This window comes from Pseudomonas sp. GW456-12-1-14-TSB6 (assembly GCF_059424205.1).
On the sequence record NZ_JBWKZE010000030.1, the window covers coordinates 1 to 22,815 of the forward strand.

The window sequence follows — 22,815 nt, forward strand, 5'->3', positions numbered from 1 at the left end:
CTGCGTTTTGCGCCCGAATCCATTGCACCCTCCTGATAAGAAGCCAGAAGGTGTAAACCTTATTCAGGACGAGACACACACCATAAAAAAAGCCGCAACCCTTCAAGGTTGCGGCTTTTTCATTTCAGCCAACCGGATCAGTGAGCAAACAGAGAATTTCCCTTCTGCCCCGCCAGTTTCTCCGGCTTGATCAAAAACTTCGCCAGTGCCGGCAGCAGCCACAGCGCACCGAACATGTTCCACAGCAACATGAAGGTCAGCATCAGGCCCATGTCGGCCTGGAACTTGATCGCCGAGAAGATCCAGGTGCACACGCCGATGGCCAGGCACAGACCGGTGAACAGCACTGCCTTACCGGTGGATTTCAGGGTCTGGTAATAGGCTTCCTGCAACGGCAGGCCGGCACGCAGGAAACTTTCCAGGCGGCTGTAGATGTAGATGCCGTAGTCCACGCCGATCCCCACGCCCAGCGCCACCACCGGCAACGTCGCCACCTTCACGCCGATACCCATGAACGCCATCAGCGCGTTGCCCAGCACCGAGGTCAGCACCAGCGGCAGCACGATGCACAGGGTCGCCGCCCACGAGCGGAAGGTGATCATGCACATGACCGCCACGCAGATGTACACCAGGATCAGGATGGTCAGCTCGGACTTCTTGATCACCTCGTTGGTGGCCGCTTCGATGCCCGCGTTACCGGCGGCGAGGATGAATTCCAGGCCTTCCTTGTTGTTTTCCTTGGCGAAGTCCTGCACCGCATGCACCGCGCGATCCAGGGTTTCAGCCTTGTGGTCGTTGAGGAACACCAGCACCGGCGCCAGCGAGCAGCTGTTGTTGTACAGGCCGTCAGCACGGGCGATGGAGTTGTTCAGCACGTCAGGGTTGCGTGACAGGGTTTCCCATTTCAGGTTGCCCTCGTTCATGCCCTTGATCATCTGCTTGGACACGGTCACCAGCGAGATCGCCGACTGCACGCCCTCGGTGTTCTGCATCTTCCACATCAGTTCGTCAATCGGCGCCATGGCTTCATAGCGCGAGCAGCCTTCGGACTTGGTCTTGACCATCACCACCAGCACGTCGGAGCTGGTCGAATAGTTGCTGATGATGAAGTTGTTGTCCTTGTTGTAGCGCGAGTCCGGACGCAGTTCCGGCGCGCCCTGGTCAAGGTCGCCGATCTTCAGGTTCTGGCTGTACCAGAGGCCGCCACCGAAAGCGACCAGCGCCAAAGCGATGGAAATCGGGGCAACTTTCGGGTTGGCGAAGTTCGACAGCAGGCGCCAGAACGGATGTTCGCGGTGCGCATCCTTCTTGCTCTTGGCGATCGCACGCTTGCTGATGCCGACATAGGAAATCGCCACCGGCAGCAGGATCAGGTTGGTGAACACGATCACCGCCACGCCGATGGAAGCGCCGATAGCCAGCTCGCGGATCACCCCGATGTCGATGATCAGCAGTGTGATGAAGCCGACGGCGTCCGCCAGAATCGCGATCATCCCCGGCAGGAACAGCTGACGGAAGGTCCGCCGTGCGGCCGTCAACGCGTTATCGGCCTCACCGGATTGCAGGGCGATACCGTTGATTTTCTGCACGCCGTGGGAAATGCCGATGGCGAAAATCAGGAACGGCACCAGCATCGAATAAGGGTCGAGGCCGAAGCCGAAGAAGTGCATCAACCCGAGTTGCCAGACCACCGCCACCAGCGTGGTGCTCAACACCGCCACGGTGCTGCGCAGGCAGTTGGTGAACCACAACAGCAGGATCAGGGTGATGACGAAGGCGATGCCGAAGAACATCACCACCATCACCAGGCCGTCGATCAGGTCACCGACCTTCTTGGCGAAGCCGACGATGTGGATCTTGACGTTGGGGTTCTGCGCTTCGAACTTGTTGCGGATCTTGTCTTCGAGCTCATGGGAAAACTGGCGATAGTCCAGCGCCAGCAGCTTGCCCTGGTCCTGCGGGTCCGGGTAGGACTCCAGCAGCGGGATGTCGACAATGCTCGACTTGAAGTCGTTGGCCACCAGACGCCCGACCTGACCGGACTTGAGCACGTTGTTACGCAGCAGATCGAGGCTGTCCTGGGAGCCGTTGTAGCTCTGCGGGATCACTTCGCCGCCGGCAAAACCTTCCTCGGTCACTTCGGTCCAGCGCACGCTCGGGCTCCACAGCGACTTGAGGCCGGAACGGTCGACGCCGGAGATGTAGAACACCTCGTCGTTGATCTGACGCAGGGTCTCCATGTACTCCTTGGAGAAAATGTCGCCGTCCTTCGCTTCCACCGAAATGCGCACGGTGTTGCCCAGGTTCGCCAGATCGTTGCGGTGCTCCATCATTTTTTCAATGAACGGATGCTTGAGCGGGATCATCTTTTCGAAACTGGTGGACGGACGGATCAGCGTGGCCTGCCAGAACAGGAAAATGCTGACCAGCAGGCAGATCACGATCACTGCCGGGCGGTTGTTGAAGATCAGGCGCTCGAGAAACGTCGCCTTGTCCTGATGATGAGTGCTCAAGGAAGTCATAGCCCCGCCTTCTTATTATTGATTCGGCTCATTTGCCCAGCTCGGCGCCGTTCGCAGTCGTGACCCGAACGCCACCCTGCCCGCTCAGGATCAGATTGCCGTTGCCGGCGGCGGTGACCGACGACAGCGAGATGCGATCCGGACGGTTGAACACGCTGAAGGTTTCGCCGTTGTCACTGCTGCTGACCACCGAGCCGCCGTTGCCGACGATGACGATGGAGCCGTCCGCAAGCAGTGTGGCACCGGACAGGCCGAACTCCAGCGAACCGCGCGCGGCTTTCAGTTCGACCTGCTCCCAGGTGCTGCCGAAATCGGTGGAGCGGTAAAGGTTGCCGCGCAGACCGTAGGCCAGCAGGGTTTGCGGCTGCGCCGTGCCGATCACGCCGAACAGCGAGCCTTCGTACGGGCCTTCGAGTTTTTCCCAGGTCTGGCCCCAGTCGGCGGAGCGGAACATGCTGCCCGACTCGCCAACGATGAACAGACCGGCGTCTTTTACCGCGCCGATGGCGTTTAGGTGGAACTGGTCTTCGTTGTCGAGGCGATCACTGACGTCTTCCCAGTTTTTTCCGCCATCGGTGGTTTCCAGCAGCGCGCCGTAGGCACCCACGGCCAGGCCACTGTTGACGTCCTTGAACCAGACGTCGAGCAGCGGCGATTCACGCTTGAGGTCTTCGAACTGTTTGGTCCAGGTCAGGCCGCCGTCTTCGCTGGCGAGGATCTGTGCGTCGTGGCCGACGGCCCAGCCGTGCTTGTCATCGACGAAATAAACGGCGGTCAGCAACTGGCGGCTCGGCACTTTGGCCTGGGTCCAGGTCTTGCCCTGGTCGTCGGAATAGAGAATGTGCCCGCGATCCCCGACCGCCACCAGCCGGGTTCCGGCGTGAACGACATCGAGCATCAGGCTTTTCGAGGCCTTGGCCGATTCGGTGGAATAGACCACGTCGGCGGGCGCTTCGGCGGCGAGAACCGGCGCCGACAAAGTGGCAAAGCCCAGCAGAGAGAGTGCTGTGGCCAGCAACGCGGTGTTGCGTAACGCCGGCGGGCGGCAACGACTCATAGACCTTCCCCTGTTTATTATTGTTGGTCATGGACCTTAAGGGCGCCGCAAGGGTGCTCACGGTGACTGCCTGGTCACAAGCATAGTCCTGAAACCCGCTGTCCAGAGCCCCTTCGGAAGCTGGCTCATCCTATCGGGCATTCGAAACGTCTGACAATCGGCGCAACGTTATCTTTTGTTAACCGAAAGGGACTACAGCGGCGGCTGAATGCGCGGGCATTCGTCCGACTGATGGCAGGGATTCTTGCGAGGGGGACTTGCACGATCGGTATTATGGTATACCATCAGACGCACAGACACTCTTTATCCCCTACGGAGCAGCTCATGAGTTTCGAAATTCGCAAGATCGTCAGCTATGTCGAAGAGACCTTCATTGAAGGCGGCAAGGCGTCCGACACCCCGGTGACCATGGTCGGCCTGGCTGTCGTGATGAAGAACCCGTGGGTCGGCAATGGCTTTGTCGAAGACCTCAAGCCGCAGATCCGCGCCAATTGCTCGGACCTCGGCGCGATGATGGTCGAGCGTCTGGTGGGGATCATCGGCGGCGCCGAGAAGATCGAGGCTTACGGCAAAGCCGCGGTGGTCGGTGCCGATGGCGAAATCGAACACGCGTCGGCGGTGATCCACACCCTGCGCTTCGGCAACCACTACCGCGAAGCGGTCAAGGCCAAGAGCTACCTGAGCTTCACCAACAAGCGCGGTGGTCCGGGCACTTCGATTCAGATCCCGATGATGCACAAGGACGACGAAGGCCTGCGCTCGCACTACATCACCCTGGAAATGCAGATCGAAGACGCCCCGCGCGCCGACGAAATCGTCGTGGTGCTCGGTTGCGCCGACGGTGGTCGCCTGCACCCGCGCATCGGCAACCGCTACATCGATCTGGAAGAACTGGCCGCCGAAAAAGCCCAGTAACCACAATAAAAAAGGCATTGCAGGAGCGCTCCATGATTCGGCTCACCGCTGAACTCACCCCGGCTGGCACCAGTTATCTGGCGACAGGCGTTGGCCAACCCGTGGTGTTGATCCACGGCGTAGGCCTGAACAAAGAAATGTGGGGCGGCCAGATCGTTGGCCTGGCCACGCAATACCGGGTGATCGCCTACGACATGCTCGGCCATGGCGCCAGCCCGCGACCGGCCAGCGGCACCGCCCTGCTCGGTTACGCCGATCAGTTGCTGGAGTTGCTCGACCACCTGCAATTGCCCGAGGCATCAGTGATCGGCTTTTCCATGGGCGGCCTGGTGGCGCGGGCGTTTGCTCTGCATTACCCGGAGCGCCTGAAAAGCCTGGTGGTGCTCAACAGTGTGTTCAACCGTAGCGAAGAGCAACGCGCCGGCGTCATCGCCCGTACCGCGCAGGCTGCCGAACACGGACCTGACGCGAATGCCGAAGCGGCGCTGTCACGCTGGTTCAGCCGCGAATATCAGGCGGCCAACCCGGCGCAGATCGCTGCGATCCGCCAGACCCTGGCCGGCAATGATCCGCAAGGCTACCTGACCACCTACGAACTGTTCGCCACCCAGGACATGTACCGCGCCGACGACCTGGGCAGCATCCAGGCGCCGACGCTGATCGCCACCGGCGAGCTGGACCCCGGATCGACCCCGGAAATGGCCGAGCAACTGGCCGCGCGCATTCCCGGCGCGAAGGTTGCCGTGCTGCCCGAGCAACGGCATATGATGCCGGTAGAGTCGCCACGGCTGGTAAACCAGACGCTGCTGGAATTTCTCGACACCGCACACGCCCGACAAAACCATATAAAGGGGATCGTTGCATGACGCTCGCACGCTTCCAGATGTGCATCGGCGGAGAATGGGTCGACGCCCTCTCCGGCAAGACTTTCGAAAGCCTCAACCCGGCGCTGGCCGAGCCCTGGGCCGAGCTGCCCGACGCTGACGAGGCCGACGTCGAACGCGCCGTGCAAGCCGCGCAGACCGCCTTCGACAGCCCGGCATGGCGTGGTTTGACCGCCACCGCGCGCGGCAAACTGCTGCGTCGTCTCGGTGACCTGATCGCTAAAAACAAGGAACAACTGGCGCAGCTGGAAAGCCGCGACAACGGCAAACTGATCCGCGAAACCCGCGGTCAGGTCGGTTATCTGCCGGAGTTCTTCCACTACACCGCCGGCCTCGCCGACAAGCTCGAAGGCGGCACCCTGCCGCTGGATAAACCCGATCTGTTCGCCTACACCGTGCACGAAGCCATGGGCGTGGTCGCCGCGATCATTCCCTGGAACAGCCCGCTTTATCTGACTGCGATCAAACTGGCGCCGGCGCTGGCTGCCGGCAACACCATCGTGATCAAGCCGTCCGAGCATGCCTCGGCAACCATTCTGGAACTGGCGCGCCTGGCCCTCGAAGCCGGGATTCCGCCGGGCGTGGTCAACGTCGTCACCGGCTATGGCCCGAGCACCGGTGCCGCCCTCACACGCCACCCGCTGATCCGCAAAATCGCCTTCACCGGCGGCGCGGCCACGGCCCGGCACGTGGTGCGCAGCAGCGCCGAGAACTTCGCCAAGTTGTCGCTGGAGCTGGGCGGCAAGTCGCCGAACATCATCTTTGCCGACGCTGATCTCGACAGCGCGATCAACGGTGCGATTGCCGGGATTTATGCGGCATCCGGGCAGAGTTGCGTATCCGGCTCGCGACTGCTGGTGCAGGATGAAATCTACGACGAATTCGTCAGCCGACTGGTGGAGCGCGCCCAGCGCATCCGCATCGGCAATCCGCAAGACGACAACAGCGAAATGGGCCCGATGGCCACCGCGCAGCAACTGGCGGTGGTTGAAGGTCTGGTGGCCGATGCCATCGCCGAAGGCGCGCGCCTGCGTCTGGGTGGCAAGCGTCCGAGTGGCGTCGGTGATGGCTGGTTCTACGAACCGACGCTGTTCGAATGCGATCGCAACTCGATGAAGATCATGCAGGAAGAAGTCTTTGGTCCGGTGGCCTCGGTGATCCGCTTCAAGGATGAAGCCGAAGCGCTGGCGATCGCCAACGACTCGCAGTTCGGCCTCGCCGCCGGCATCTGGACCCGCGATCTGGGCCGGGCCCATCGCCTGGCCCGGGACGTGCGCTCGGGGATTATCTGGGTCAACACCTACCGCGCGGTGTCGGCGATGGCACCGATCGGCGGCTTCAAGAACAGTGGCTATGGACGCGAAAGCGGCATCGATTCGGTGCTGGCCTACACCGAACTGAAAACGGTGTGGATCAACCTCTCCCAGGCGCCGATGCCTGATCCGTTTGTGATGCGTTAGGAGTCCTGCGACATGATCGAACCCGGCATTTACAAAGACGTCATGAGCTCGTTTCCGTCCGGGGTCACGGTGGTCACCACCCTCGACCCGGACGGCGGCATCGTCGGCATCACCGCCAGCGCCTTCAGTGCGCTGTCGATTGATCCGGCGCTGGTGCTGTTCTGCCCCAACTACGCCTCCGACACCTACCCGGTGCTGCGCGACAGCAAGCGTTTCGCGATCCATTTGCTGTCCGCCGACCAGACCGCCGAGGCCTATGCTTTCGCCGGCAAAGGCAAGGACAAGGCCAACGGCATCGAGTGGCACTTGAGCGAGCTCGGTAACCCGATCCTCGCCAAGGCCACGGCGATCATCGAATGCGAACTGTGGCGCGAATACGACGGTGGCGATCACGCGATCATCGTTGGCGCGGTGAAGAACCTGATCCTGCCGGAGCAGCCGGTGACGCCGATGATTTATCACAAGGGCAAGCTCGGCGCGTTGCCGACACTGGGTTGAGCGGAGGACACATGAGCAACGAAAAGTACGAGCAAGGCCTGAAGATCCGCACCCAGGTACTGGGCGAAGCCTATGTGCAGCGTTCGATCGAGAATGCCGACGACTTCACCCGCCCGCTGCAGGAAATGGTCACCGAATACTGCTGGGGCCACGTCTGGGGACGTGAAGGCCTGTCGCTCAAGGAGCGCAGCATGATCAACCTGGCGATGATCTCGGCGCTCAACCGCCCGCACGAACTGAAACTGCATGTGCGCGGCGCCTTGCGTAACGGCCTGAGTCGTGAGCAAATACGCGAAATTCTGCTTCAGGTCGGTATTTATTGCGGCGTCCCGGCAGCCGTGGACAGTTTCCGGCTCGCCCGTGAAGCCTTCGCCGAAGCCGACGCCTCCAGTTAACCCCTCGGCTGTTTTGATGCCCGTCTGGCATGGACAGCCACCTTAAAGAGCGGACCCCATGAAACGCCTGCCACTCGACGACAGCTTCAAGGTCAATCGCAACCCCGTCACCCTGCGCGAAATCGTGCTGGATAAACTGCGAAGCGCCATCATGAACTTCCAGCTGCTGCCCGGCGATCGCCTGGTGGAGCGCGATCTGTGCGATCGCCTGGGCGTGAGCCGTACGTCGGTGCGTGAAGCCTTGCGTCACCTGGAATCCGAAGGCTTGGTGGAATTCGCCGACGCCAAGGGTCCGCGCGTGGCGATCATCACCCTCGCCGATGCCGTCGACATCTATGAACTTCGTTGCGTACTCGAAGGCCTGATCGTCCAGCTGTTCACCCTGCGCGCCAAGGCCAAGGACATCAAGGCCCTGGAAAAAGCCCTCGACGAGAACCGCAAGGCACTCAAGGACGGCGAGCTGCAACAGGTGATCGATTCGGTGCAGGGTTTCTACGACGTGTTGCTGGAAGGCTCAGGCAACCATGTCGCGGCCACCCAGTTGCGTCAGTTGCAGGCGCGGATCAGCTATCTGCGCGCAACGTCGGTGTCCCAGGAAAACCGTCGCGGCGCCAGTAATCACGAGATGGAAAAAATGGTCGAGGCGATCAAGAGCGGCGATCCGCTGGCGGCGCATCAGGCGTGCGTCGATCACGTGCGCGCCGCAGCCGCCGTGGCCCTTGATTACCTCAAGCGCAAACAGGAAGAGACCGGCGACACACCGCCAATCACCCTGCCCATCGCGCTGAAAGAACCGCGCATAGGTCACTGACATGTTCAGCCCGAGCTTTTGCCCGAAATGCGGTGGCGCTGACCTCGGTCAGCAGGTGCCGCCGGGCGATACGCACGAGCGCCTGATGTGCCGCGGCTGCGGCTACATCCACTATGTAAACCCGAAGATCATCGCCGGCTGCATCATCGAGCAGGACGGCAAATACCTCTTGTGCCAAAGGGCGATTCCCCCGCGCCCCGGCACCTGGACCTTGCCCGCCGGCTTCATGGAAAGCGGCGAAACCACCGAACAGGCCGCCCTGCGCGAAGTCTGGGAAGAAAGCGGCGTACGCGCGGAAATCGTCTCGCCGTATTCGATCTTCAGCGTGCCGAAGATCAGCGAGGTCTACATCATCTTCCGCGCCCTCGCGCTGGAGATCACCGGCCAGTACGGCCCGGAAACCCTCGCCTGCAAATTCTTCGCCCCGGAAGACATCCCGTGGGAGCAGATCTACTACCCGGCGATCCGGCAGATCCTCGAACGCTACATCGAGGAACGCCAGGCCGGGGTTTATGGCATGTACATGGGCAATGACGACAGCGGCAAGATTCATTTCATGCGTTGATCGTGCTGCCCGCGCCGTCTGATCGTTCCCACGTCGAGGCGTCGAACCGTCCGCGTGGGAATGCCTCAACGGACGCTCCGCGTTCGGCTGTGGAAGGGACGCGGAGCGTCCCGGGCTGCATTCCCACGCAGAGCGTGGGAACGATCAAAGCAAGCCGTTACGGCGCCATCCCTTCCACAATGATGATCTCCGCCCTCGCCCACTCCTCGCGATAGCTCTTCGCTTCCTGGTACGCCGCCGAGCGGTAGCACGCCACCGCCTGCTCGTAGCTGTCGAACTCAATCACCACGCTGCGCTGTGGTGTCGTCCGACCTTCCATCGCTTCGCTGCGCCCGCCTCTGGCTAAAAACCTCGCGCCGTACTCGGCGAACGCTTTCGGCGCGCGCTGGGTGTATTGGCTGTAGTGATCGGGATCGGTGATGTCCACGTGAGCAATCCAGTACGCCTTCATAGTGACCTCTTGGTTGATTTTGTATTATGGTATACCACGAACTTCATCCACATCGAGAGTCCAGCATGGCCTTCAACAGCATCGAAGAAATCATCGAAGATTATCGCCTCGGCAAAATGGTGTTGCTGGTCGATGACGAGGATCGGGAAAACGAAGGTGACCTGTTGCTGGCCGCCGACCGTTGCACGCCCGAGGCGATCAGTTTCATGGCCCGTGAGGCTCGAGGGCTGATTTGTCTGACGTTGACCGACGATCATTGCCAGCGCCTGGGGCTGGAGCAAATGGTGCCGAGCAATGGCAGCGTGTTCAGCACCGCGTTCACGGTTTCCATCGAAGCGGCGGTCGGTGTGACTACTGGCATTTCCGCAGCCGACCGCGCCTGTACGGTGGCCGCTGCGGTGGCGCCGAACGCACGCGCAGAAGACCTGGTGCAGCCGGGCCATATCTTTCCGTTGCGCGCCAAGGAAGGTGGCGTGCTGACCCGTGCCGGTCACACCGAGGCTGGTTGCGATCTGGCGCGGCTGGCGGGTTTCACGCCGGCCTCGGTGATCGTCGAGGTGATGAACGACGACGGCACCATGGCCCGTCGTCCGGATCTGGAAATCTTCGCGCGCAAGCACGGGATCAAGATCGGCACCATCGCCGACCTGATCCACTATCGCCTGAGCACTGAACACACCATCGAGCGCATCGGCGAGCGGGAACTGCCGACGGTGCATGGCACCTTCCGTTTGATTACTTTCGAAGATCGCATCGAGGGCGGCGTGCACATGGCGATGGTCATGGGCGAGCTGCGCCGTGAGGAACCGACGCTGGTGCGCGTGCATGTGATCGATCCGCTGCGCGATCTGGTGGGTGCCGAGTACAGCGGGCCGACGAACTGGACGTTGTGGGCAGCACTGCAACGGGTCGCGGCCGAGGGGCATGGCGTGGTCGTGGTGCTGGCCAATCATGAGTCTTCCCAGGCGCTGCTGGAGCGCATTCCGCAACTGACTCAGCCGCCACGGCAGTTCAGTCGCTCGCAATCGCGGATCTATTCAGAGGTCGGCACCGGGGCGCAGATTCTGCAGAACCTGGGCGTCGGCAAGCTGCGCCACTTGGGGCCGCCGCTGAAATATGCCGGGTTGACTGGCTACGATCTTGAGGTGGTTGAGAGCATTCCGTTCACCGAATAACCCCGTTTGCCAGATAGCCGGTACGGCAAAGTGCTTGCACAAAGTTTGGAATACCATAATATGATATTCCATAGACCGGACAATCAAAGAACCGTCCAGCTACTGCTCCCGACAGGCGGGCAACAACGCAAGCCCGCTCAAAAACACAACAATGAGGGCGTAAAAATGGTGTTGAACAAAGCTGCAACCGCGATCTTTCTTGCGGGACTGCTGAGCGTGACCGGTCAGGCCGCGATGGCCGCCGAGAGTGTGAACTTTGTCAGCTGGGGCGGTAGCACCCAGGATGCGCAGAAACAGGCCTGGGCCGATCCGTTCAGCAAGGCCAGCGGCATCACCGTCGTGCAGGACGGCCCGACCGACTACGGCAAACTCAAGGCCATGGTCGAAAGCGGCAACGTGCAATGGGACGTGGTCGATGTCGAAGCTGACTTCGCCCTGCGCGCCGCTGCCGAAGGCCTGCTCGAACCCCTCGATTTCAAACAGATCCAGCGCGACAAGATCGACCCGCGTTTCGTCAGCGACTACGGCGTCGGCTCGTTCTTCTTCTCCTTCGTCCTCGGCTACAACGAGGGCAAACTCGGCGCCAACAAGCCGCAGGACTGGAGCGCGCTGTTCGACACCAAGACCTTCCCCGGCAAACGCGCCCTCTATAAATGGCCGAGCCCGGGCGTGCTTGAACTGGCACTGCTCGCCGACGGCGTAGCCGCCGACAAGCTCTACCCGCTGGACCTGGATCGCGCCTTCAAGAAACTCGACACCATCAAGAAAGACATCGTCTGGTGGGGCGGCGGCGCGCAGTCGCAGCAACTGCTGGCCTCCGGTGAAGCGAGCATGGGCCAGTTCTGGAACGGCCGGATTCACGCCCTGCAGGAAGACGGCGCACCGGTCGGCGTGAGCTGGAAACAGAACCTGGTCATGGCCGACATTCTGGTGGTGCCAAAGGGCGCGAAAAACAAGGACGCGGCGATGAAGTTTCTGGCCAGCGCCAGTAGCGCGAAGGGCCAGGCCGACTTCTCCAACCTGACCGCCTACGCCCCGGTCAACGTCGACAGTGTGCAGCGTCTGGATTCGACGCTGGCCCCGAACCTGCCGACTGCCTACGCTAAGGATCAGATCACTCTTGATTTCGCGTACTGGGCCAAGAACGGTCCGGCCATCGCGACACGGTGGAACGAATGGCTGGTCAAATGAAAATGGCGGCCACCGCGTCCCGTCCCTCCACTGCCACCGGGAGCGCCGCGAGCGCTGCCGGCCTGGCATCCGGCAAGGCGAGTGCAATGGCGCAAGCCCCGTCCCTCAAGCAACGCTGGCGCGGCGCCGGCAATCTCGCGCCGGCGCTGTTGTTCCTCGGTCTGTTCTTTCTCGCACCGCTGATTGGCTTGTTGCTGCGCGGCGTGCTGGAGCCGGTGCCGGGCCTTGGCAACTATGAACAACTGTTCGCCAACTCGGCGTATGCCCGTGTGCTGTTCAACACCTTTTCGGTGGCGGGATTGGTGACGGTGTTCAGCCTGCTGCTGGGCTTTCCGCTGGCCTGGGCAATCACCCTGGTGCCACGGGGCTGGGGCCGCTGGATCCTCAACATCGTGCTGCTGTCGATGTGGACCAGCCTCCTCGCCCGCACCTATTCGTGGCTGGTGCTGTTGCAGGCTTCGGGCGTCATCAATAAGGCGCTGATGGCGCTGGGCATCATCGATCAGCCGTTGGAAATGGTGCACAACCTGACCGGGGTGGTGATCGGCATGAGCTACATCATGATCCCGTTCATCGTGCTGCCGTTGCAGGCGACCATGCAGGCCATCGACCCGATGATCCTGCAGGCCGGTTCGATCTGTGGCGCGAGTCCCTGGACCAACTTCTTCCGGGTGTTCCTGCCGCTGTGCCGGCCGGGTCTGGCGTCCGGTGGGTTGATGGTGTTCGTGATGTCGCTCGGTTACTACGTCACTCCGGCGCTGCTGGGCGGGGCGCAGAACATGATGCTGCCGGAATTCATCATTCAGCAGGTGCAGTCGTTCCTCAACTGGGGCCTGGCCAGCGCCGGCGCCGCGTTGCTGATCGTCATCACGCTGGTGCTGTTCTACGTCTACCTGAAGCTGCAACCGGAATCCCCGGTTGGCGCCAGTAACGCGAGGTAAGCCGAGATGCTCCTGACGCCCAATGCCATGAGTCGCCGGATGCGCTTCGGCCTGTATTTCACCACCGGGCTGATCGGCCTGTTCCTGCTGTTGCCGATCGTATTCATCGTCCTGCTGTCGTTCGGTTCGTCCCAGTGGCTGGTGTTCCCGCCGCCGGGCTGGACGCTGAAATGGTACGTGCAGTTCTTCTCCAACGCTGACTGGATGAGCGCGGCACTGGCCAGCCTCAAGGTCGCGGTGCTGACCACGATCTGCGCCGTCGCCCTCGGTTTGCCGACGGCCTTTGCGCTGGTGCGCGGGCGCTTTCCCGGCCGGGAAATGCTCTATGGCCTGTTCACCCTGCCGATGATCGTGCCGCTGGTGATCATCGCCGTGGCGGTGTACGCGCTGTTCCTCAAGCTCGGCTACACCGGGACGATGTTCGCCTTCGTCGTCAGCCACGTGATCGTCGCGCTGCCGTTCACCATCATCTCGATCATCAACTCGCTGAAGCTGTTCGATCAGTCGATTGAAGACGCGGCGGTTATCTGCGGTGCGTCACGCCTGCAAGCGGTGTTCAAGGTGACCTTTCCGGCGATCCGTCCGGGGATGGTGGCCGGCGCCCTCTTCGCCTTTCTGGTTTCGTGGGACGAAGTGGTGCTCAGCGTGATGATGGCCAGCCCGACCCTGCAAACCCTTCCCGTGAAAATGTGGACCACCCTGCGCCAGGACCTGACGCCCGTGATCGCCGTCGCCTCGACGCTGCTGATCGGCCTGTCGGTATTGGTCATGGTGATCGCCGCCGCGCTGCGCCGGCGCAACGAAATCAGCGCCTGAGCGCCCAGGAGTACGACATGAGTGCCGTGATCAAAGACGCATCCCAGCAGAACGACAAACCCCTGGTCAGCCTGCGCAACCTGAACAAGCACTACGGCGATTTCGCGGCCGTGGACAACATCTCGCTGGACATCAAGGACGGCGAATTCCTGACCTTTCTCGGCTCCAGCGGCTCGGGCAAAAGCACCACGCTGTCGATGCTCGCCGGCTTCGAAACCCCGAGCAGCGGCGAGATCCTGGTCAATGGCCAGTCGCTGGTGAATGTGCCGCCGCACAAGCGCGACATCGGCATGGTGTTCCAGCGCTATTCGCTGTTCCCGCATCTGTCGGTGCGCGACAACATTGCGTTCCCGCTGGCGATCCGCAAACTCGCCGCCGCTGAACGTGACAAGCGCGTCGATGCGATGCTGAAACTGGTGCAGCTCGAACAATTCGCCCATCGCCGCCCTTCGCAACTGTCCGGCGGCCAGCAGCAACGGGTCGCCATCGCTCGCGCTCTGGTTTACGAGCCACGCATTCTGCTGATGGACGAACCGCTCGGTGCGCTGGACAAGAAACTGCGCGAAGACCTTCAGGACGAATTGCGCCAACTGCACCGCCGCCTCGGCATCACCATCGTCTACGTGACCCACGACCAGGAAGAAGCCATGCGCCTGTCCCAGCGCATCGCGATTTTCAGTCACGGCAAGATTGTCGGGCTCGGCAGCGGTTATGACCTTTATCAGAATCCGCCGAATGCATTTGTGGCGTCGTTTCTGGGTAACTCGAACTTTCTCAAGCTCAAGGCGCAGGGCAATGCGGCGGCGAGTTTTGAGGGGCAGTCGCTGTCGATTCGCCTGACTGCCGGATTGCAGACCGGGCAGGATGTTTTGCTGATGGTGCGTCCGGAAAAGGCTTTGGCGTTGAGTGTGCAGCAGGCGATCGATGAACCGCTGGCGGCGGGTTGGAACGAGGTTTCGGCGAAGGTGGTCGAGGTGTTGTTTCTGGGTGAGAGTCAGACGTGCAGTGTGGTGACGTCAGGCGGGACTTCGATGACGGTGAAGGCGTTGTCGGCGGCGGGGATGCCGCTGAAGGCTGGGGATCCGGTTCGGGTGCGTTGGGCGACGGCGGATGCTTGCGTCTATACCGAGTGGGCTGAGAGCGATTTGAACAAAGCGGCGGGGGCTCATTAACACCGAGTCGCCTGCCCGCCCTCACCCCAGCCCTCTCCCGGAGGGAGAGGGAGCCGACCGAGGTGTCTTGCGCTGTACATCGACCTGAAAAACCGAGTCGATTGTGGATTTGGCACAGCATTCTGGTCGGCGGCGATTATGGATTCACTGCGGAGCTTTCAGGTCGGCGTACTTCTCGAATATTCCCCAATCGGCTCCCTCTCCCCCCGGGAGAGGGCTGGGGTGAGGGCCAGCGGCCGACTCGGTCTCACTTGATAGCCGCAAACCCCTCAATCTGATCAGGCCAAGCCGTCAACACTTCAAACCCGTCCTCCGTCACCGCCACCATATGCTCCCACTGCGCCGACAATGACTGATCCTTGGTCACCACCGTCCAGCCATCCGCCAGACTTTTCACATGCCGCTTGCCAGCATTGAGCATCGGCTCAATGGTAAAGATCATCCCCGCCTTCAGTTTCAAGCCCTGCTCCGGATAACCGTAATGCAGCACCTGCGGTTCATCGTGATAAACCTTGCCAATCCCGTGCCCGCAATACTCGCGCACCACACTGAACCCTTCTTTCTCCGCCAGCGTCTGGATCGCATGACCGATGTCACCCAACGTAGCGCCCGGACGCACCACGCGGATGCCGGCGCACATGGCGTCGTAAGTGGTCTTGATCAGATGCCGCGCCTCGGGCGTCGGCTCGCCGACCACGTACATGCGGCTGGTGTCGCCGAACCAGCCGTCCTTGATCACCGCGATATCGAGGTTGACGATGTCGCCGTCCTTCAGCACGCGCTTCGAAGGAATTCCATGGCAGACCACTTCGTTGACTGACGCGCAGACGGTTTTCGGGAAGCCGTGGTAACCGACGTTGGCCGGAATGGCTTTCTGCACATTGACGATGTAGTCGTTGCACAACTGGTCGAGTTGATCGGTGGTGACGCCAGCCTTGACGTGCGGCACCAGCATCGCCAGCACCTCGGCGGCCAGTCTGCCGGCCTCGCGGGATTGAGCGATTTCGGCCTGGGTGTTGATCTTGATCGGGTTTCTCATGCCTTTACCGCCTCTTTGACCGAGGCGTTCTGCGCGGCATCCGCCAGTGCGCAGACTTGCTGCAGATCCAGACCGCCCGACTGCTCGGCGCGAATCAGCAACCGGCAAATGGCGTGGTGATCAAGGTCTGGATACAGCTCGGCGAGCATGCCGATGCGCATCCAGTGTTCGGCCTGCGCGTTGATCGAGCGGCTGAGTGCGTTGCTGGAAATGCGCAGATTCTCGTGCATGTCCTCTGAAATCTTTACGATGCCCATGGCAATATCCGATACGAAGTGTATATGGATCGTATATTAATCGTGTGTCGCTCGGGATTGCAAACGCTGCATACCCGGTAAGTCGCTGAGAAAAAATCTTCCCGGCACCGGAGACTGGTTCTGACGAGCATCAATCAGCATTTTTCGCTGCAAGATTTTTACTACCGGATCAAGCGCTTCGTGACGCTGAAGACGCCCTTTCAATACTCGATGACGCCTGCGTATAAACCCCTGCAAATCACTTCCTGCCCCTCGCTGATTTCGTTCTATCGTTAGATCGAAATGGCAGTATTTCCGGCTGTTTAAAGGTTGCGACAGCTCAGGTCTGAGCCTATGTTGCACGCGAGCTTTTTCCCCGCGAATGGAACGCGATCAACACCACAAAGAGGTGAAGAGATGTCAAAGGATTCACGCCCTGCCGTACTTGGGCTGATCGGCAATACGCCGCTGGTACAAGTCACCCGCTTCGATACCGGTCCCTGCACCCTGTTTCTCAAACTCGAATCACAGAACCCCGGCGGCTCGATCAAGGACCGCATCGGTCTGGCCATGATCGACGCCGCTGAGCGCGACGGTCGCCTGCAACCCGGTGGCACAATCGTCGAGGCCACCGCCGGCAACACCGGTCTGGGCCTGGCCCTGGTCGGCCGCGCCAAGGGCTACCGCGTCGTGCTGGTGGTGCCGGACAAAATGTCCACCGAGAAAGTCCTGCACCTCAAGGCCATGGGCGCCGAAGTGCACATCACCCGCTCCGATGTCGGCAAGGGTCATCCCGAGTATTACCAGGATGTCGCCGCGCGTCTGGCCAAGGACATTCCCGGCGCGTTCTTCGCCGACCAGTTCAACAACCCCGCCAACCCGCTGGCCCACGAGTGCAGCACCGGGCCGGAAATCTGGGCCCAGACCGAGCATGACCTGGACGCGATCGTGGTTGGCGTTGGCTCGGCCGGCACGCTGACCGGCCTGACCCGCTTCTTCAAGCGCGTACAACCGGATCTGGAAATGGTCCTGGCTGACCCGGTCGGTTCGGTGATGGCTGAATACAGCCGCAGCAAGCATCTCGGCACCGCAGGTTCGTGGGCGGTGGAAGGCATCGGTGAGGACTTCATTCCGTCGATCACCGACCTGTCGAGCGTGCGCAGCGCCTACTCGATCAGCGACGAGGAAAGCTTCGATCACGCGCGCCAGCTGCTGAAAGCCGAAGGCATTCTCGGTGGTTCGTCGACCGGCACCCTGCTCGCTGCCGCGCTGCGCTACTGCCGCGAACAGACCGAGCCGAAGCGCGTGGTCAGCTTCGTCTGCGACACTGGCACCCGATACCTGTCGAAGGTCTACAACGACCAGTGGATGACCGATCAGGGCCTGTTGCAGCGCAAACGCTACGGCGACCTGCGCGACCTGATTGCCCGACGCTTCGAGGACGGCAAAGTTGTCAGCGTCGGCCCGGACGATACGCTGATGACCGCGTTCCAGCGCATGCGCCTGGCCGATGTTTCGCAACTGCCGGTGCTGGTGGATGGCAAGCAACTGGTCGGCGTGATCGACGAGTCGGACATTCTGGTGCGCGTACACGAAGACGCCTCCCTCTTCAGCAAACCCGTCGCCAGCGCGATGACCGACAAGTTGCAAACCCTCGCCCCCGGCGCCACGCTGGCTGAACTGGAAGCCGTGCTCAGCAGCGGCCTGGTGGCCATCATCGCCGACGCCTCAGGCTTCCACGGCCTGATCACCCGCGTCGACATGCTCAATCAATTACGGAGATCCCTGGCATGAGCCAGCATGACAAGAACGCCCGTCAACAAGGCTTCGCCACCCGCGTGATCCACGCCGGGCAAACGCCGGACCCGACCACCGGCGCGCTGATGCCGCCGATCTACGCCAACTCCACGTACCTGCAAGACAGCCCCGGCGTGCACAAGGGTTTTGACTACGGCCGCTCGCACAACCCGACGCGTTTTGCCCTGGAGCGCTGCGTGGCGGATCTGGAGGGCGGCACCCGGGCGTTCGCCTTCGCGTCCGGGCTGGCGACGATTTCCACCGTGCTCGAACTGCTCGACGCCGGCTCGCACATCGTGTCCGGCAATGACCTGTACGGCGGCACGTTCCGTCTCTTCGACAAGGTGCGTCAGCGCAGTGCCGGGCATCGTTTCAGCTACGTCGATCTGGCGGATCTGTCGGCGTTCGAAGCGTCGTTGCAGGACGACACGCGCATGGTGATCGTGGAGAGCCCGACCAACCCGCTGCTGGGTCTGTCCGACCTCGCCGCCATCGCCCGTATCTGCAAGGCGCGGGGGATCATCTGCGTGGCCGACAACACCTTCGCCAGCCCGTGGATCCAGCGTCCGCTGGAACTGGGTTTCGACATCGTGCTGCACTCGACCACCAAATACCTGAACGGTCACTCCGACGTGATCGGGGGGATTGCCGTGGTTGGCGACAATCCTGCGCTGGCCGAGCGTCTGGGCTTTCTGCAGAACGCAGTCGGTGCTATCTCCGGCCCGTTCGACGCGTTCCTCACCCTGCGTGGCGTGAAGACGCTGGCGCTGCGTATGGAGCGTCATTGCAGCAACGCACTGGATCTGGCGCGCTGGCTGGAACAGCAACCGCAGGTCAAACGCGTCTACTACCCGGGTCTGGAATCCCACCCGCAGCACGAACTGGCCAAGCGTCAGATGCGTGGTTTCGGCGGAATGATTTCCCTGGATCTGAACAGTGATCTGGCAGGCGCCCGGCGCTTCCTGGAGAACGTGCAGATCTTCGCCTTGGCCGAAAGCCTTGGCGGTGTGGAAAGCCTGATCGAACACCCGGCGATCATGACCCACGCGACCATCCCGGCCGAAACCCGCGCCAAGCTCGGCATCGGTGACAGCCTGGTGCGTCTGTCGGTGGGCGTCGAGGACATCGAAGACCTGCGTGCCGATCTGGCGCAGGCGCTGGCCAGCATTTAACGCCCGAAAACGTCAAAGCCCGCACAAGGCGGGCTTTGGTGTTCGAGTAGGCGGCCAGTGCTGGTCTCTGGCTTACAAGGTTTATCAGGCTTCTCACAGTACCGGACCAAATTGAAAGGGGTACGGTCTCGGCTGCTTCACACGGCATAAGGGCTGGATCTCAGCGCGGAGATCTTTCTAACCGTGTACCCTTCGGAACGCGCCCCACGTCCCCTTGCTATCCGCTTGCGCATCAGTCTGCGTCTTCGCCTACATTCTTGAGCCTAGCAAACACGCTGCATTGCGCTACGCGGTTTTTAGACTGATTGTTTTCAAGCGCAGGCCTGCAAGGAAGCTAACCGACTATCGCCTTCACGACCATTCAGCCTGCCTACCGCCAAGGGCGAACTATACTTTTCAGTTCGCTGTCCAGATTTCCTGTAAACCGTCGACACCCGTGCACCTTCCGGTGCCCCCGTGCCACTCACCAATCATCTGGTTGACCCCGGGCCGACGAGCCTTCCGCCAATGAACGAATGACGGGGAAGCTCGGTTGCTGTGTGGCTGATGGGGCGTGGAGAACATCATGAAGCACACGCTTTGGCCGGGCCTCGTCCTGGCAGTTGCGGCAACAGTGGCAATGCCCAGTGTCTGGGCTGCGCAGGCGCAGGCATTGGCGTCGGATGGGGCGGATCATGTGGGGGCGGGGGCCGTAGCCTCTGACGGCGCAGATCATGTCGGCGCTGGGGCCGTCGCCTCTGACGGCGCGGATCATGTCGGCGCCGGGACCGTCGCCTCTGACGGTGCAGATCATGTCGGCGCAGGCGCCGTTGCTTCTGACGGCGCGGATCATGTCGGCGCCGGGGCCGTCGCTTCTGACGGTGCAGATCATGTCGGCGCTGGGGCCGTCGCCTCTGACGGCGCAGATCATGTCGGCGCTCGGGCCGTCGCCTCTGACGGCGCAGATCATGTCGGCGCTCGGGCCGTTGCCTCTGACGGCTCCGACCACGTCGGCGCAGGCGCTCTCGCCGCCGATGGCGCAGACAAGGTCGGTGCCAACCGACTCGCCTACTCCCGCGCAGGCGTCGGTTCGGACCAGGTGGCTTCCGCCCTCATGAGCGGCAGCTATTCCGACCAGTTCAACAGCCCTCAATAACCGCTATCGGCGCAATCAGCCCACCGCTGGTTGCGCCGCACTAGCACATTTGTGCTAATCGACCACCCCGTTCCCTGGCGTTATATTCCCTCGCAACCCCCGACGCTCCCCAACATTGCCGCTGTGCAGTGCGCGGGATCGTTGTGCCTGGAAAAACAACAACACCAAGGAAGAAACACCATGAAACTTCAGCTCAGCCTCGCCAAGATTACAGTTCTCGGTGCCCTGCTCCTCGGCGCCAGCGGTTGCCAGACCGCCAAACCCACCGAAGACAGCATGCGCGAACGCGCCCAGACCGTCATCGGCCAACCGGTCACCAAGATCGGCAACATCCGCAACGACAGCACGCTGACCTACTACACCGCCTACACCGCCGCCGGCGAATACAACTGCGAGTTGCCCAGCGGCGCGATCATCGCGGTGGCGAGCATGGGCATCATGACGCCTCCGCTGTCCTGCCTGCCCAAAGGCGCGTCGCCGATTCCGTACCAGTAATCCGGCGCAGGAAAACCGTTCAACGCCTCTTCTCATCCGGTAAAGGATTCCGTTCTACCATGAAAACACTCATCGCCACCCTCAGCCTCGCGGCCGTCGTTCTCACCGGCTGCGCCACCCCCAAGCAATGGGAAGCCACCGGCGGCAGCAAGACCGACGGCGTTGTCCAGGTCTCCTATGAACTGGGGCAGTTCGAAAGCGGGCAAACCTCCGCCGCTCAAGGGTTGGCCACGGCTGAAGGCCGTTGCAAGGTCTGGGGCTACAAGAGCGCCGAAGTATCGGGCTCGGAGAAAAACATCTGCCGCACCATGGGTCAGTACAACTGCCTGCAAACCACCATCACGCAGGACTATCTGTGTAAGCGCTGACCGCTTCGGTCTGCCGGTCGCGCAGCGCACGCAGGGTCGCGCGCAGCTCGGCCGGGCGTACCGGCTTGGACAGAATGGCGATCTGCCGATCATGCAGGGCCGCCTGGATTTTTTCGATGTCATGCCCGGTGATGATCATGGCCGGGACCGCATAACCGCGCTGACGGCGAACCTCGTCTATGCATTCGATGCCGGTACTGTGGGATCCGAGATCATAGTCGGCAACGATGATGTCGCAGTCCGTGACCAGGCCCTGCCCGCTCAGCTCGGCCTGCACCACGCAACCCCAACGCTCGAGTAACGCCGAAGTCGCCAGCAGAACGTTGCGATCATCCTCCACCAGACACACCTTCAACCCCGTCAGCAACCCGACCTGTCGAGCCTCCTCCCGATTGACCGGCACCTGCGGCGGTGCGAGTGGCAGCCCATGCAAGGTCACCGCCGTGCCATGCCCCAGCCGTGAACGGATCGCGACGTCGACACCGATCAATTGCCCCAACCGCCGGACAATCGACAACCCCAGGCCCACGCCTTCGACGTCCTTGTCGCGCAACTGGCGAACCCGATAAAACTCCTCGAACACCTTGGGCAAATGCTCTTCGGCGATCCCGCTGCCCAGGTCATAAATCGCGATGGCCAACCCCGCGCCGCGCTTGCGCACACCGATCAACACCGGTCGGTGCGCACCGTATTTGAAGCAATTGGAGAGCACGTTCTGGACCATGGTCGCGAGCAGCGCCGGATCGGTGCGCACCCAGTGTTCGCAAGGCCGCAAGCGCAGTTCAACACCCGCCCAGCGTGCGGCTTCAGCGTTCTGCCGGATCAGATCCGTCAGCCATTCGCCCAGCTCAAGCGTTTGCAACCGGGGCAGAATCCGCCCGTTGTCGAGGGTGTAGAGATCGAGAATCGAGCGAAACAGCTGCGATACGTTGAGCAGCGAGCGGTCGATGCTGTCCACCAGCCGCCGCTCCTCTTCGCCCAGTCGCGACTCGCGCAGGCATGCGGTAAACAGGCCGATGGAGTGGATCGGCTGGCGCAGATCATGACTGGCCTGAGCCAGGAACCGTGATTTTTCAAGGTTGGCGGCGACCGCCTCTTCGGACGCCTTGCGCGTGCGCTCCAGCAGCAGGTGCGCATACACCGGAATCACCGTGCTGGTGATCATCAGCATCAACACCATGAACGGTTGCGCCTGCCAATACGGCGTCAACCGATAGACCGCCAGCAGCGCCAGCAACGCCAACACCGTGGCGATCGCCAGATAGCGCGAGCCGTAGCGCATGCCGTTGCCGAGATTGACCCAGACCATGACGGCGTAGATGGGCAGCGCCGCCTCGCCGCCGACCACCAGCCCGAAACTGGTGCCGGTGTAATCGTGGAGCATGCCGAAAATCCGCCGCGCCGGATAATGCCCCGGCCAGCGCACAATGGCCTGGCGCAGCACGACGGAGGCCAGCAGAAACAGGGAAATGTAGGTGACCACCGGCAGGTAAGTATCGAAGCGCTGGCCCGGCAAAAAACCGAGCACGGCCATGTAAACCAGCGCAATGCTGGCGATAATGATGCGCAGATTGGCCTGGTCAAGCTCGGTGTTCTTTTCGAACTTCATGGGGGAACGTCCTTGTGCAGCAGTCGTCATAAACGCACGAATCAACAGGCAATGCCTTCGCCCGATGCTAAGGTGCATGCCATGAGCAATGCAGACCCAGGGAGGGTTGCG

General features: G+C 61.7%; 23 protein-coding genes. 17 read left to right on the top strand and 6 right to left on the bottom strand.

The features are described from left to right. Window positions 1–137: 137 nt before the first annotated feature. Both AC07Y2_RS23245 and AC07Y2_RS23250 read right to left on the bottom strand, forming a co-directional pair. A complete protein-coding gene (locus tag AC07Y2_RS23245; RefSeq protein ID WP_007957414.1) occupies window positions 138–2,522 on the bottom strand; it encodes an efflux RND transporter permease subunit in 2,385 nt (794 codons plus the stop codon). Window positions 2,523–2,550: 28 nt separating this feature from the next. After that, window positions 2,551–3,579 (bottom strand): WD40/YVTN/BNR-like repeat-containing protein, encoded by a 1,029-nt coding sequence (locus AC07Y2_RS23250; RefSeq protein WP_103386955.1) that lies wholly within the window; start codon window positions 3,577–3,579, stop codon window positions 2,551–2,553. Between the two features lie 324 nt (window positions 3,580–3,903). On the opposite strand from AC07Y2_RS23250, the gene AC07Y2_RS23255 reads away from it, so the two are divergent. From AC07Y2_RS23255 to AC07Y2_RS23285, 7 genes are read left to right on the top strand one after another with little or no spacing between them, the layout of a single operon-like run. Further along, window positions 3,904–4,494 (top strand): amino acid synthesis family protein, encoded by a 591-nt coding sequence (locus AC07Y2_RS23255; RefSeq protein ID WP_007957412.1) that lies wholly within the window; start codon window positions 3,904–3,906, stop codon window positions 4,492–4,494. Between the two features lie 32 nt (window positions 4,495–4,526). Next, window positions 4,527–5,360: an alpha/beta fold hydrolase gene (locus AC07Y2_RS23260; protein WP_039766874.1), complete on the top strand. Its 834-nt coding sequence runs from the start codon at window positions 4,527–4,529 to the stop codon at window positions 5,358–5,360. After that, entirely contained in the window at window positions 5,357–6,838 is a 1,482-nt protein-coding gene (locus AC07Y2_RS23265) for an aldehyde dehydrogenase (protein ID WP_103386954.1), read from the top strand. The genes AC07Y2_RS23260 and AC07Y2_RS23265 overlap by 4 nt, the downstream gene beginning before the upstream one ends. Window positions 6,839–6,850: 12 nt before the next feature. Then, window positions 6,851–7,336: a flavin reductase family protein gene (locus AC07Y2_RS23270; protein WP_074688589.1), complete on the top strand. Its 486-nt coding sequence runs from the start codon at window positions 6,851–6,853 to the stop codon at window positions 7,334–7,336. An 11-nt stretch (window positions 7,337–7,347) separates the two neighbouring features. After that, window positions 7,348–7,731 carry a carboxymuconolactone decarboxylase family protein gene (locus AC07Y2_RS23275; RefSeq protein ID WP_103386953.1) on the top strand — a complete coding sequence of 128 codons (384 nt, stop codon included), beginning with the start codon at window positions 7,348–7,350 and terminating at the stop codon, window positions 7,729–7,731. Between the two features lie 58 nt (window positions 7,732–7,789). Beyond that, entirely contained in the window at window positions 7,790–8,542 is a 753-nt protein-coding gene (locus AC07Y2_RS23280; protein WP_039766879.1) for a GntR family transcriptional regulator, read from the top strand. 1 nt (window position 8,543) lies between these two features. Next, complete coding sequence (locus tag AC07Y2_RS23285) at window positions 8,544–9,107, top strand: NUDIX hydrolase (RefSeq protein WP_007957402.1); 564 nt, start codon at window positions 8,544–8,546, stop codon at window positions 9,105–9,107. A gap of 157 nt (window positions 9,108–9,264) precedes the next feature. Here AC07Y2_RS23285 and AC07Y2_RS23290 read toward each other — a convergent pair whose 3' ends face one another. After that, window positions 9,265–9,558, bottom strand: a complete 294-nt coding sequence (locus tag AC07Y2_RS23290) for a DUF1330 domain-containing protein (protein WP_103386952.1) — start codon at window positions 9,556–9,558, stop codon at window positions 9,265–9,267. Window positions 9,559–9,623: 65 nt separating this feature from the next. On the opposite strand from AC07Y2_RS23290, the gene ribBA reads away from it, so the two are divergent. From ribBA to AC07Y2_RS23315, 5 genes are all read left to right on the top strand, one after another. Further along, on the top strand, window positions 9,624–10,733 hold the full coding sequence (gene ribBA, locus AC07Y2_RS23295) for a bifunctional 3,4-dihydroxy-2-butanone-4-phosphate synthase/GTP cyclohydrolase II (RefSeq protein ID WP_039766885.1): 1,110 nt from the start codon (window positions 9,624–9,626) through the stop codon (window positions 10,731–10,733). Between the two features lie 165 nt (window positions 10,734–10,898). Then, entirely contained in the window at window positions 10,899–11,924 is a 1,026-nt protein-coding gene (locus AC07Y2_RS23300; RefSeq protein ID WP_039766887.1) for an ABC transporter substrate-binding protein, read from the top strand. After that, window positions 11,921–12,865, top strand: coding sequence for an ABC transporter permease (locus tag AC07Y2_RS23305; protein WP_178082880.1), 945 nt, complete (start codon window positions 11,921–11,923; stop codon window positions 12,863–12,865). Before AC07Y2_RS23300 ends, AC07Y2_RS23305 begins: the two co-directional genes overlap by 4 nt. Before the next feature lie 6 nt (window positions 12,866–12,871). Further along, a complete protein-coding gene (locus tag AC07Y2_RS23310; protein WP_007957396.1) occupies window positions 12,872–13,681 on the top strand; it encodes an ABC transporter permease in 810 nt (269 codons plus the stop codon). A 17-nt stretch (window positions 13,682–13,698) separates the two neighbouring features. After that, a complete protein-coding gene (locus AC07Y2_RS23315; protein ID WP_103386950.1) occupies window positions 13,699–14,853 on the top strand; it encodes an ABC transporter ATP-binding protein in 1,155 nt (384 codons plus the stop codon). 247 nt (window positions 14,854–15,100) lie between these two features. On the opposite strand, the gene map is transcribed toward AC07Y2_RS23315, so the two are convergent. Together map and AC07Y2_RS23325 are read right to left on the bottom strand one after the other, a co-directional pair. After that, window positions 15,101–15,892 carry a type I methionyl aminopeptidase gene (gene map / locus AC07Y2_RS23320; RefSeq protein WP_039766894.1) on the bottom strand — a complete coding sequence of 264 codons (792 nt, stop codon included), beginning with the start codon at window positions 15,890–15,892 and terminating at the stop codon, window positions 15,101–15,103. Further along, a complete protein-coding gene (locus AC07Y2_RS23325) occupies window positions 15,889–16,149 on the bottom strand; it encodes a ParD-like family protein (protein ID WP_039766896.1) in 261 nt (86 codons plus the stop codon). The genes map and AC07Y2_RS23325 overlap by 4 nt, the downstream gene beginning before the upstream one ends. Window positions 16,150–16,545: 396 nt before the next feature. Between AC07Y2_RS23325 and AC07Y2_RS23330 the strand changes: the two genes are divergently transcribed. From AC07Y2_RS23330 to yecR, 5 genes are all read left to right on the top strand, one after another. Then, complete coding sequence (locus tag AC07Y2_RS23330; RefSeq protein WP_039766899.1) at window positions 16,546–17,922, top strand: pyridoxal-phosphate dependent enzyme; 1,377 nt, start codon at window positions 16,546–16,548, stop codon at window positions 17,920–17,922. Continuing rightward, complete coding sequence (locus AC07Y2_RS23335; RefSeq protein ID WP_074688613.1) at window positions 17,919–19,097, top strand: trans-sulfuration enzyme family protein; 1,179 nt, start codon at window positions 17,919–17,921, stop codon at window positions 19,095–19,097. Before AC07Y2_RS23330 ends, AC07Y2_RS23335 begins: the two co-directional genes overlap by 4 nt. 713 nt (window positions 19,098–19,810) lie before the next feature. After that, window positions 19,811–20,194: a hypothetical protein gene (locus AC07Y2_RS23340; protein ID WP_494990418.1), complete on the top strand. Its 384-nt coding sequence runs from the start codon at window positions 19,811–19,813 to the stop codon at window positions 20,192–20,194. Window positions 20,195–20,412: 218 nt separating this feature from the next. Then, on the top strand, window positions 20,413–20,727 hold the full coding sequence (locus tag AC07Y2_RS23345) for a hypothetical protein (RefSeq protein ID WP_039766904.1): 315 nt from the start codon (window positions 20,413–20,415) through the stop codon (window positions 20,725–20,727). 59 nt (window positions 20,728–20,786) lie between these two features. Then, entirely contained in the window at window positions 20,787–21,095 is a 309-nt protein-coding gene (gene yecR, locus AC07Y2_RS23350) for a YecR family lipoprotein (protein ID WP_007950440.1), read from the top strand. On the opposite strand, the gene AC07Y2_RS23355 is transcribed toward yecR, so the two are convergent. Further along, window positions 21,067–22,704 (bottom strand): ATP-binding response regulator, encoded by a 1,638-nt coding sequence (locus tag AC07Y2_RS23355; RefSeq protein ID WP_103386949.1) that lies wholly within the window; start codon window positions 22,702–22,704, stop codon window positions 21,067–21,069. The two genes, yecR and AC07Y2_RS23355, sit on opposite strands and share 29 nt — an antisense overlap. Window positions 22,705–22,815: the final 111 nt, after the last annotated feature.

What these genes read in the sequence shown, in the direction of transcription:
- AC07Y2_RS23245 (WP_007957414.1), bottom strand. Translation starts at nt 2,522, where the DNA reads ATGACTTCCTTGAGCACTCATCATCAGGACAAGGCGACGTTTCTCGAG.
- AC07Y2_RS23250 (WP_103386955.1), bottom strand. Translation starts at nt 3,579, where the DNA reads ATGAGTCGTTGCCGCCCGCCGGCGTTACGCAACACCGCGTTGCTGGCC.
- AC07Y2_RS23255 (WP_007957412.1), top strand. Translation starts at nt 3,904, where the DNA reads ATGAGTTTCGAAATTCGCAAGATCGTCAGCTATGTCGAAGAGACCTTC.
- AC07Y2_RS23260 (WP_039766874.1), top strand. Translation starts at nt 4,527, where the DNA reads ATGATTCGGCTCACCGCTGAACTCACCCCGGCTGGCACCAGTTATCTG.
- AC07Y2_RS23265 (WP_103386954.1), top strand. Translation starts at nt 5,357, where the DNA reads ATGACGCTCGCACGCTTCCAGATGTGCATCGGCGGAGAATGGGTCGAC.
- AC07Y2_RS23270 (WP_074688589.1), top strand. Translation starts at nt 6,851, where the DNA reads ATGATCGAACCCGGCATTTACAAAGACGTCATGAGCTCGTTTCCGTCC.
- AC07Y2_RS23275 (WP_103386953.1), top strand. Translation starts at nt 7,348, where the DNA reads ATGAGCAACGAAAAGTACGAGCAAGGCCTGAAGATCCGCACCCAGGTA.
- AC07Y2_RS23280 (WP_039766879.1), top strand. Translation starts at nt 7,790, where the DNA reads ATGAAACGCCTGCCACTCGACGACAGCTTCAAGGTCAATCGCAACCCC.
- AC07Y2_RS23285 (WP_007957402.1), top strand. Translation starts at nt 8,544, where the DNA reads ATGTTCAGCCCGAGCTTTTGCCCGAAATGCGGTGGCGCTGACCTCGGT.
- AC07Y2_RS23290 (WP_103386952.1), bottom strand. Translation starts at nt 9,558, where the DNA reads ATGAAGGCGTACTGGATTGCTCACGTGGACATCACCGATCCCGATCAC.
- ribBA (WP_039766885.1), top strand. Translation starts at nt 9,624, where the DNA reads ATGGCCTTCAACAGCATCGAAGAAATCATCGAAGATTATCGCCTCGGC.
- AC07Y2_RS23300 (WP_039766887.1), top strand. Translation starts at nt 10,899, where the DNA reads ATGGTGTTGAACAAAGCTGCAACCGCGATCTTTCTTGCGGGACTGCTG.
- AC07Y2_RS23305 (WP_178082880.1), top strand. Translation starts at nt 11,921, where the DNA reads ATGAAAATGGCGGCCACCGCGTCCCGTCCCTCCACTGCCACCGGGAGC.
- AC07Y2_RS23310 (WP_007957396.1), top strand. Translation starts at nt 12,872, where the DNA reads ATGCTCCTGACGCCCAATGCCATGAGTCGCCGGATGCGCTTCGGCCTG.
- AC07Y2_RS23315 (WP_103386950.1), top strand. Translation starts at nt 13,699, where the DNA reads ATGAGTGCCGTGATCAAAGACGCATCCCAGCAGAACGACAAACCCCTG.
- map (WP_039766894.1), bottom strand. Translation starts at nt 15,892, where the DNA reads ATGAGAAACCCGATCAAGATCAACACCCAGGCCGAAATCGCTCAATCC.
- AC07Y2_RS23325 (WP_039766896.1), bottom strand. Translation starts at nt 16,149, where the DNA reads ATGGGCATCGTAAAGATTTCAGAGGACATGCACGAGAATCTGCGCATT.
- AC07Y2_RS23330 (WP_039766899.1), top strand. Translation starts at nt 16,546, where the DNA reads ATGTCAAAGGATTCACGCCCTGCCGTACTTGGGCTGATCGGCAATACG.
- AC07Y2_RS23335 (WP_074688613.1), top strand. Translation starts at nt 17,919, where the DNA reads ATGAGCCAGCATGACAAGAACGCCCGTCAACAAGGCTTCGCCACCCGC.
- AC07Y2_RS23340 (WP_494990418.1), top strand. Translation starts at nt 19,811, where the DNA reads ATGTCGGCGCTGGGGCCGTCGCCTCTGACGGCGCGGATCATGTCGGCG.
- AC07Y2_RS23345 (WP_039766904.1), top strand. Translation starts at nt 20,413, where the DNA reads ATGAAACTTCAGCTCAGCCTCGCCAAGATTACAGTTCTCGGTGCCCTG.
- yecR (WP_007950440.1), top strand. Translation starts at nt 20,787, where the DNA reads ATGAAAACACTCATCGCCACCCTCAGCCTCGCGGCCGTCGTTCTCACC.
- AC07Y2_RS23355 (WP_103386949.1), bottom strand. Translation starts at nt 22,704, where the DNA reads ATGAAGTTCGAAAAGAACACCGAGCTTGACCAGGCCAATCTGCGCATC.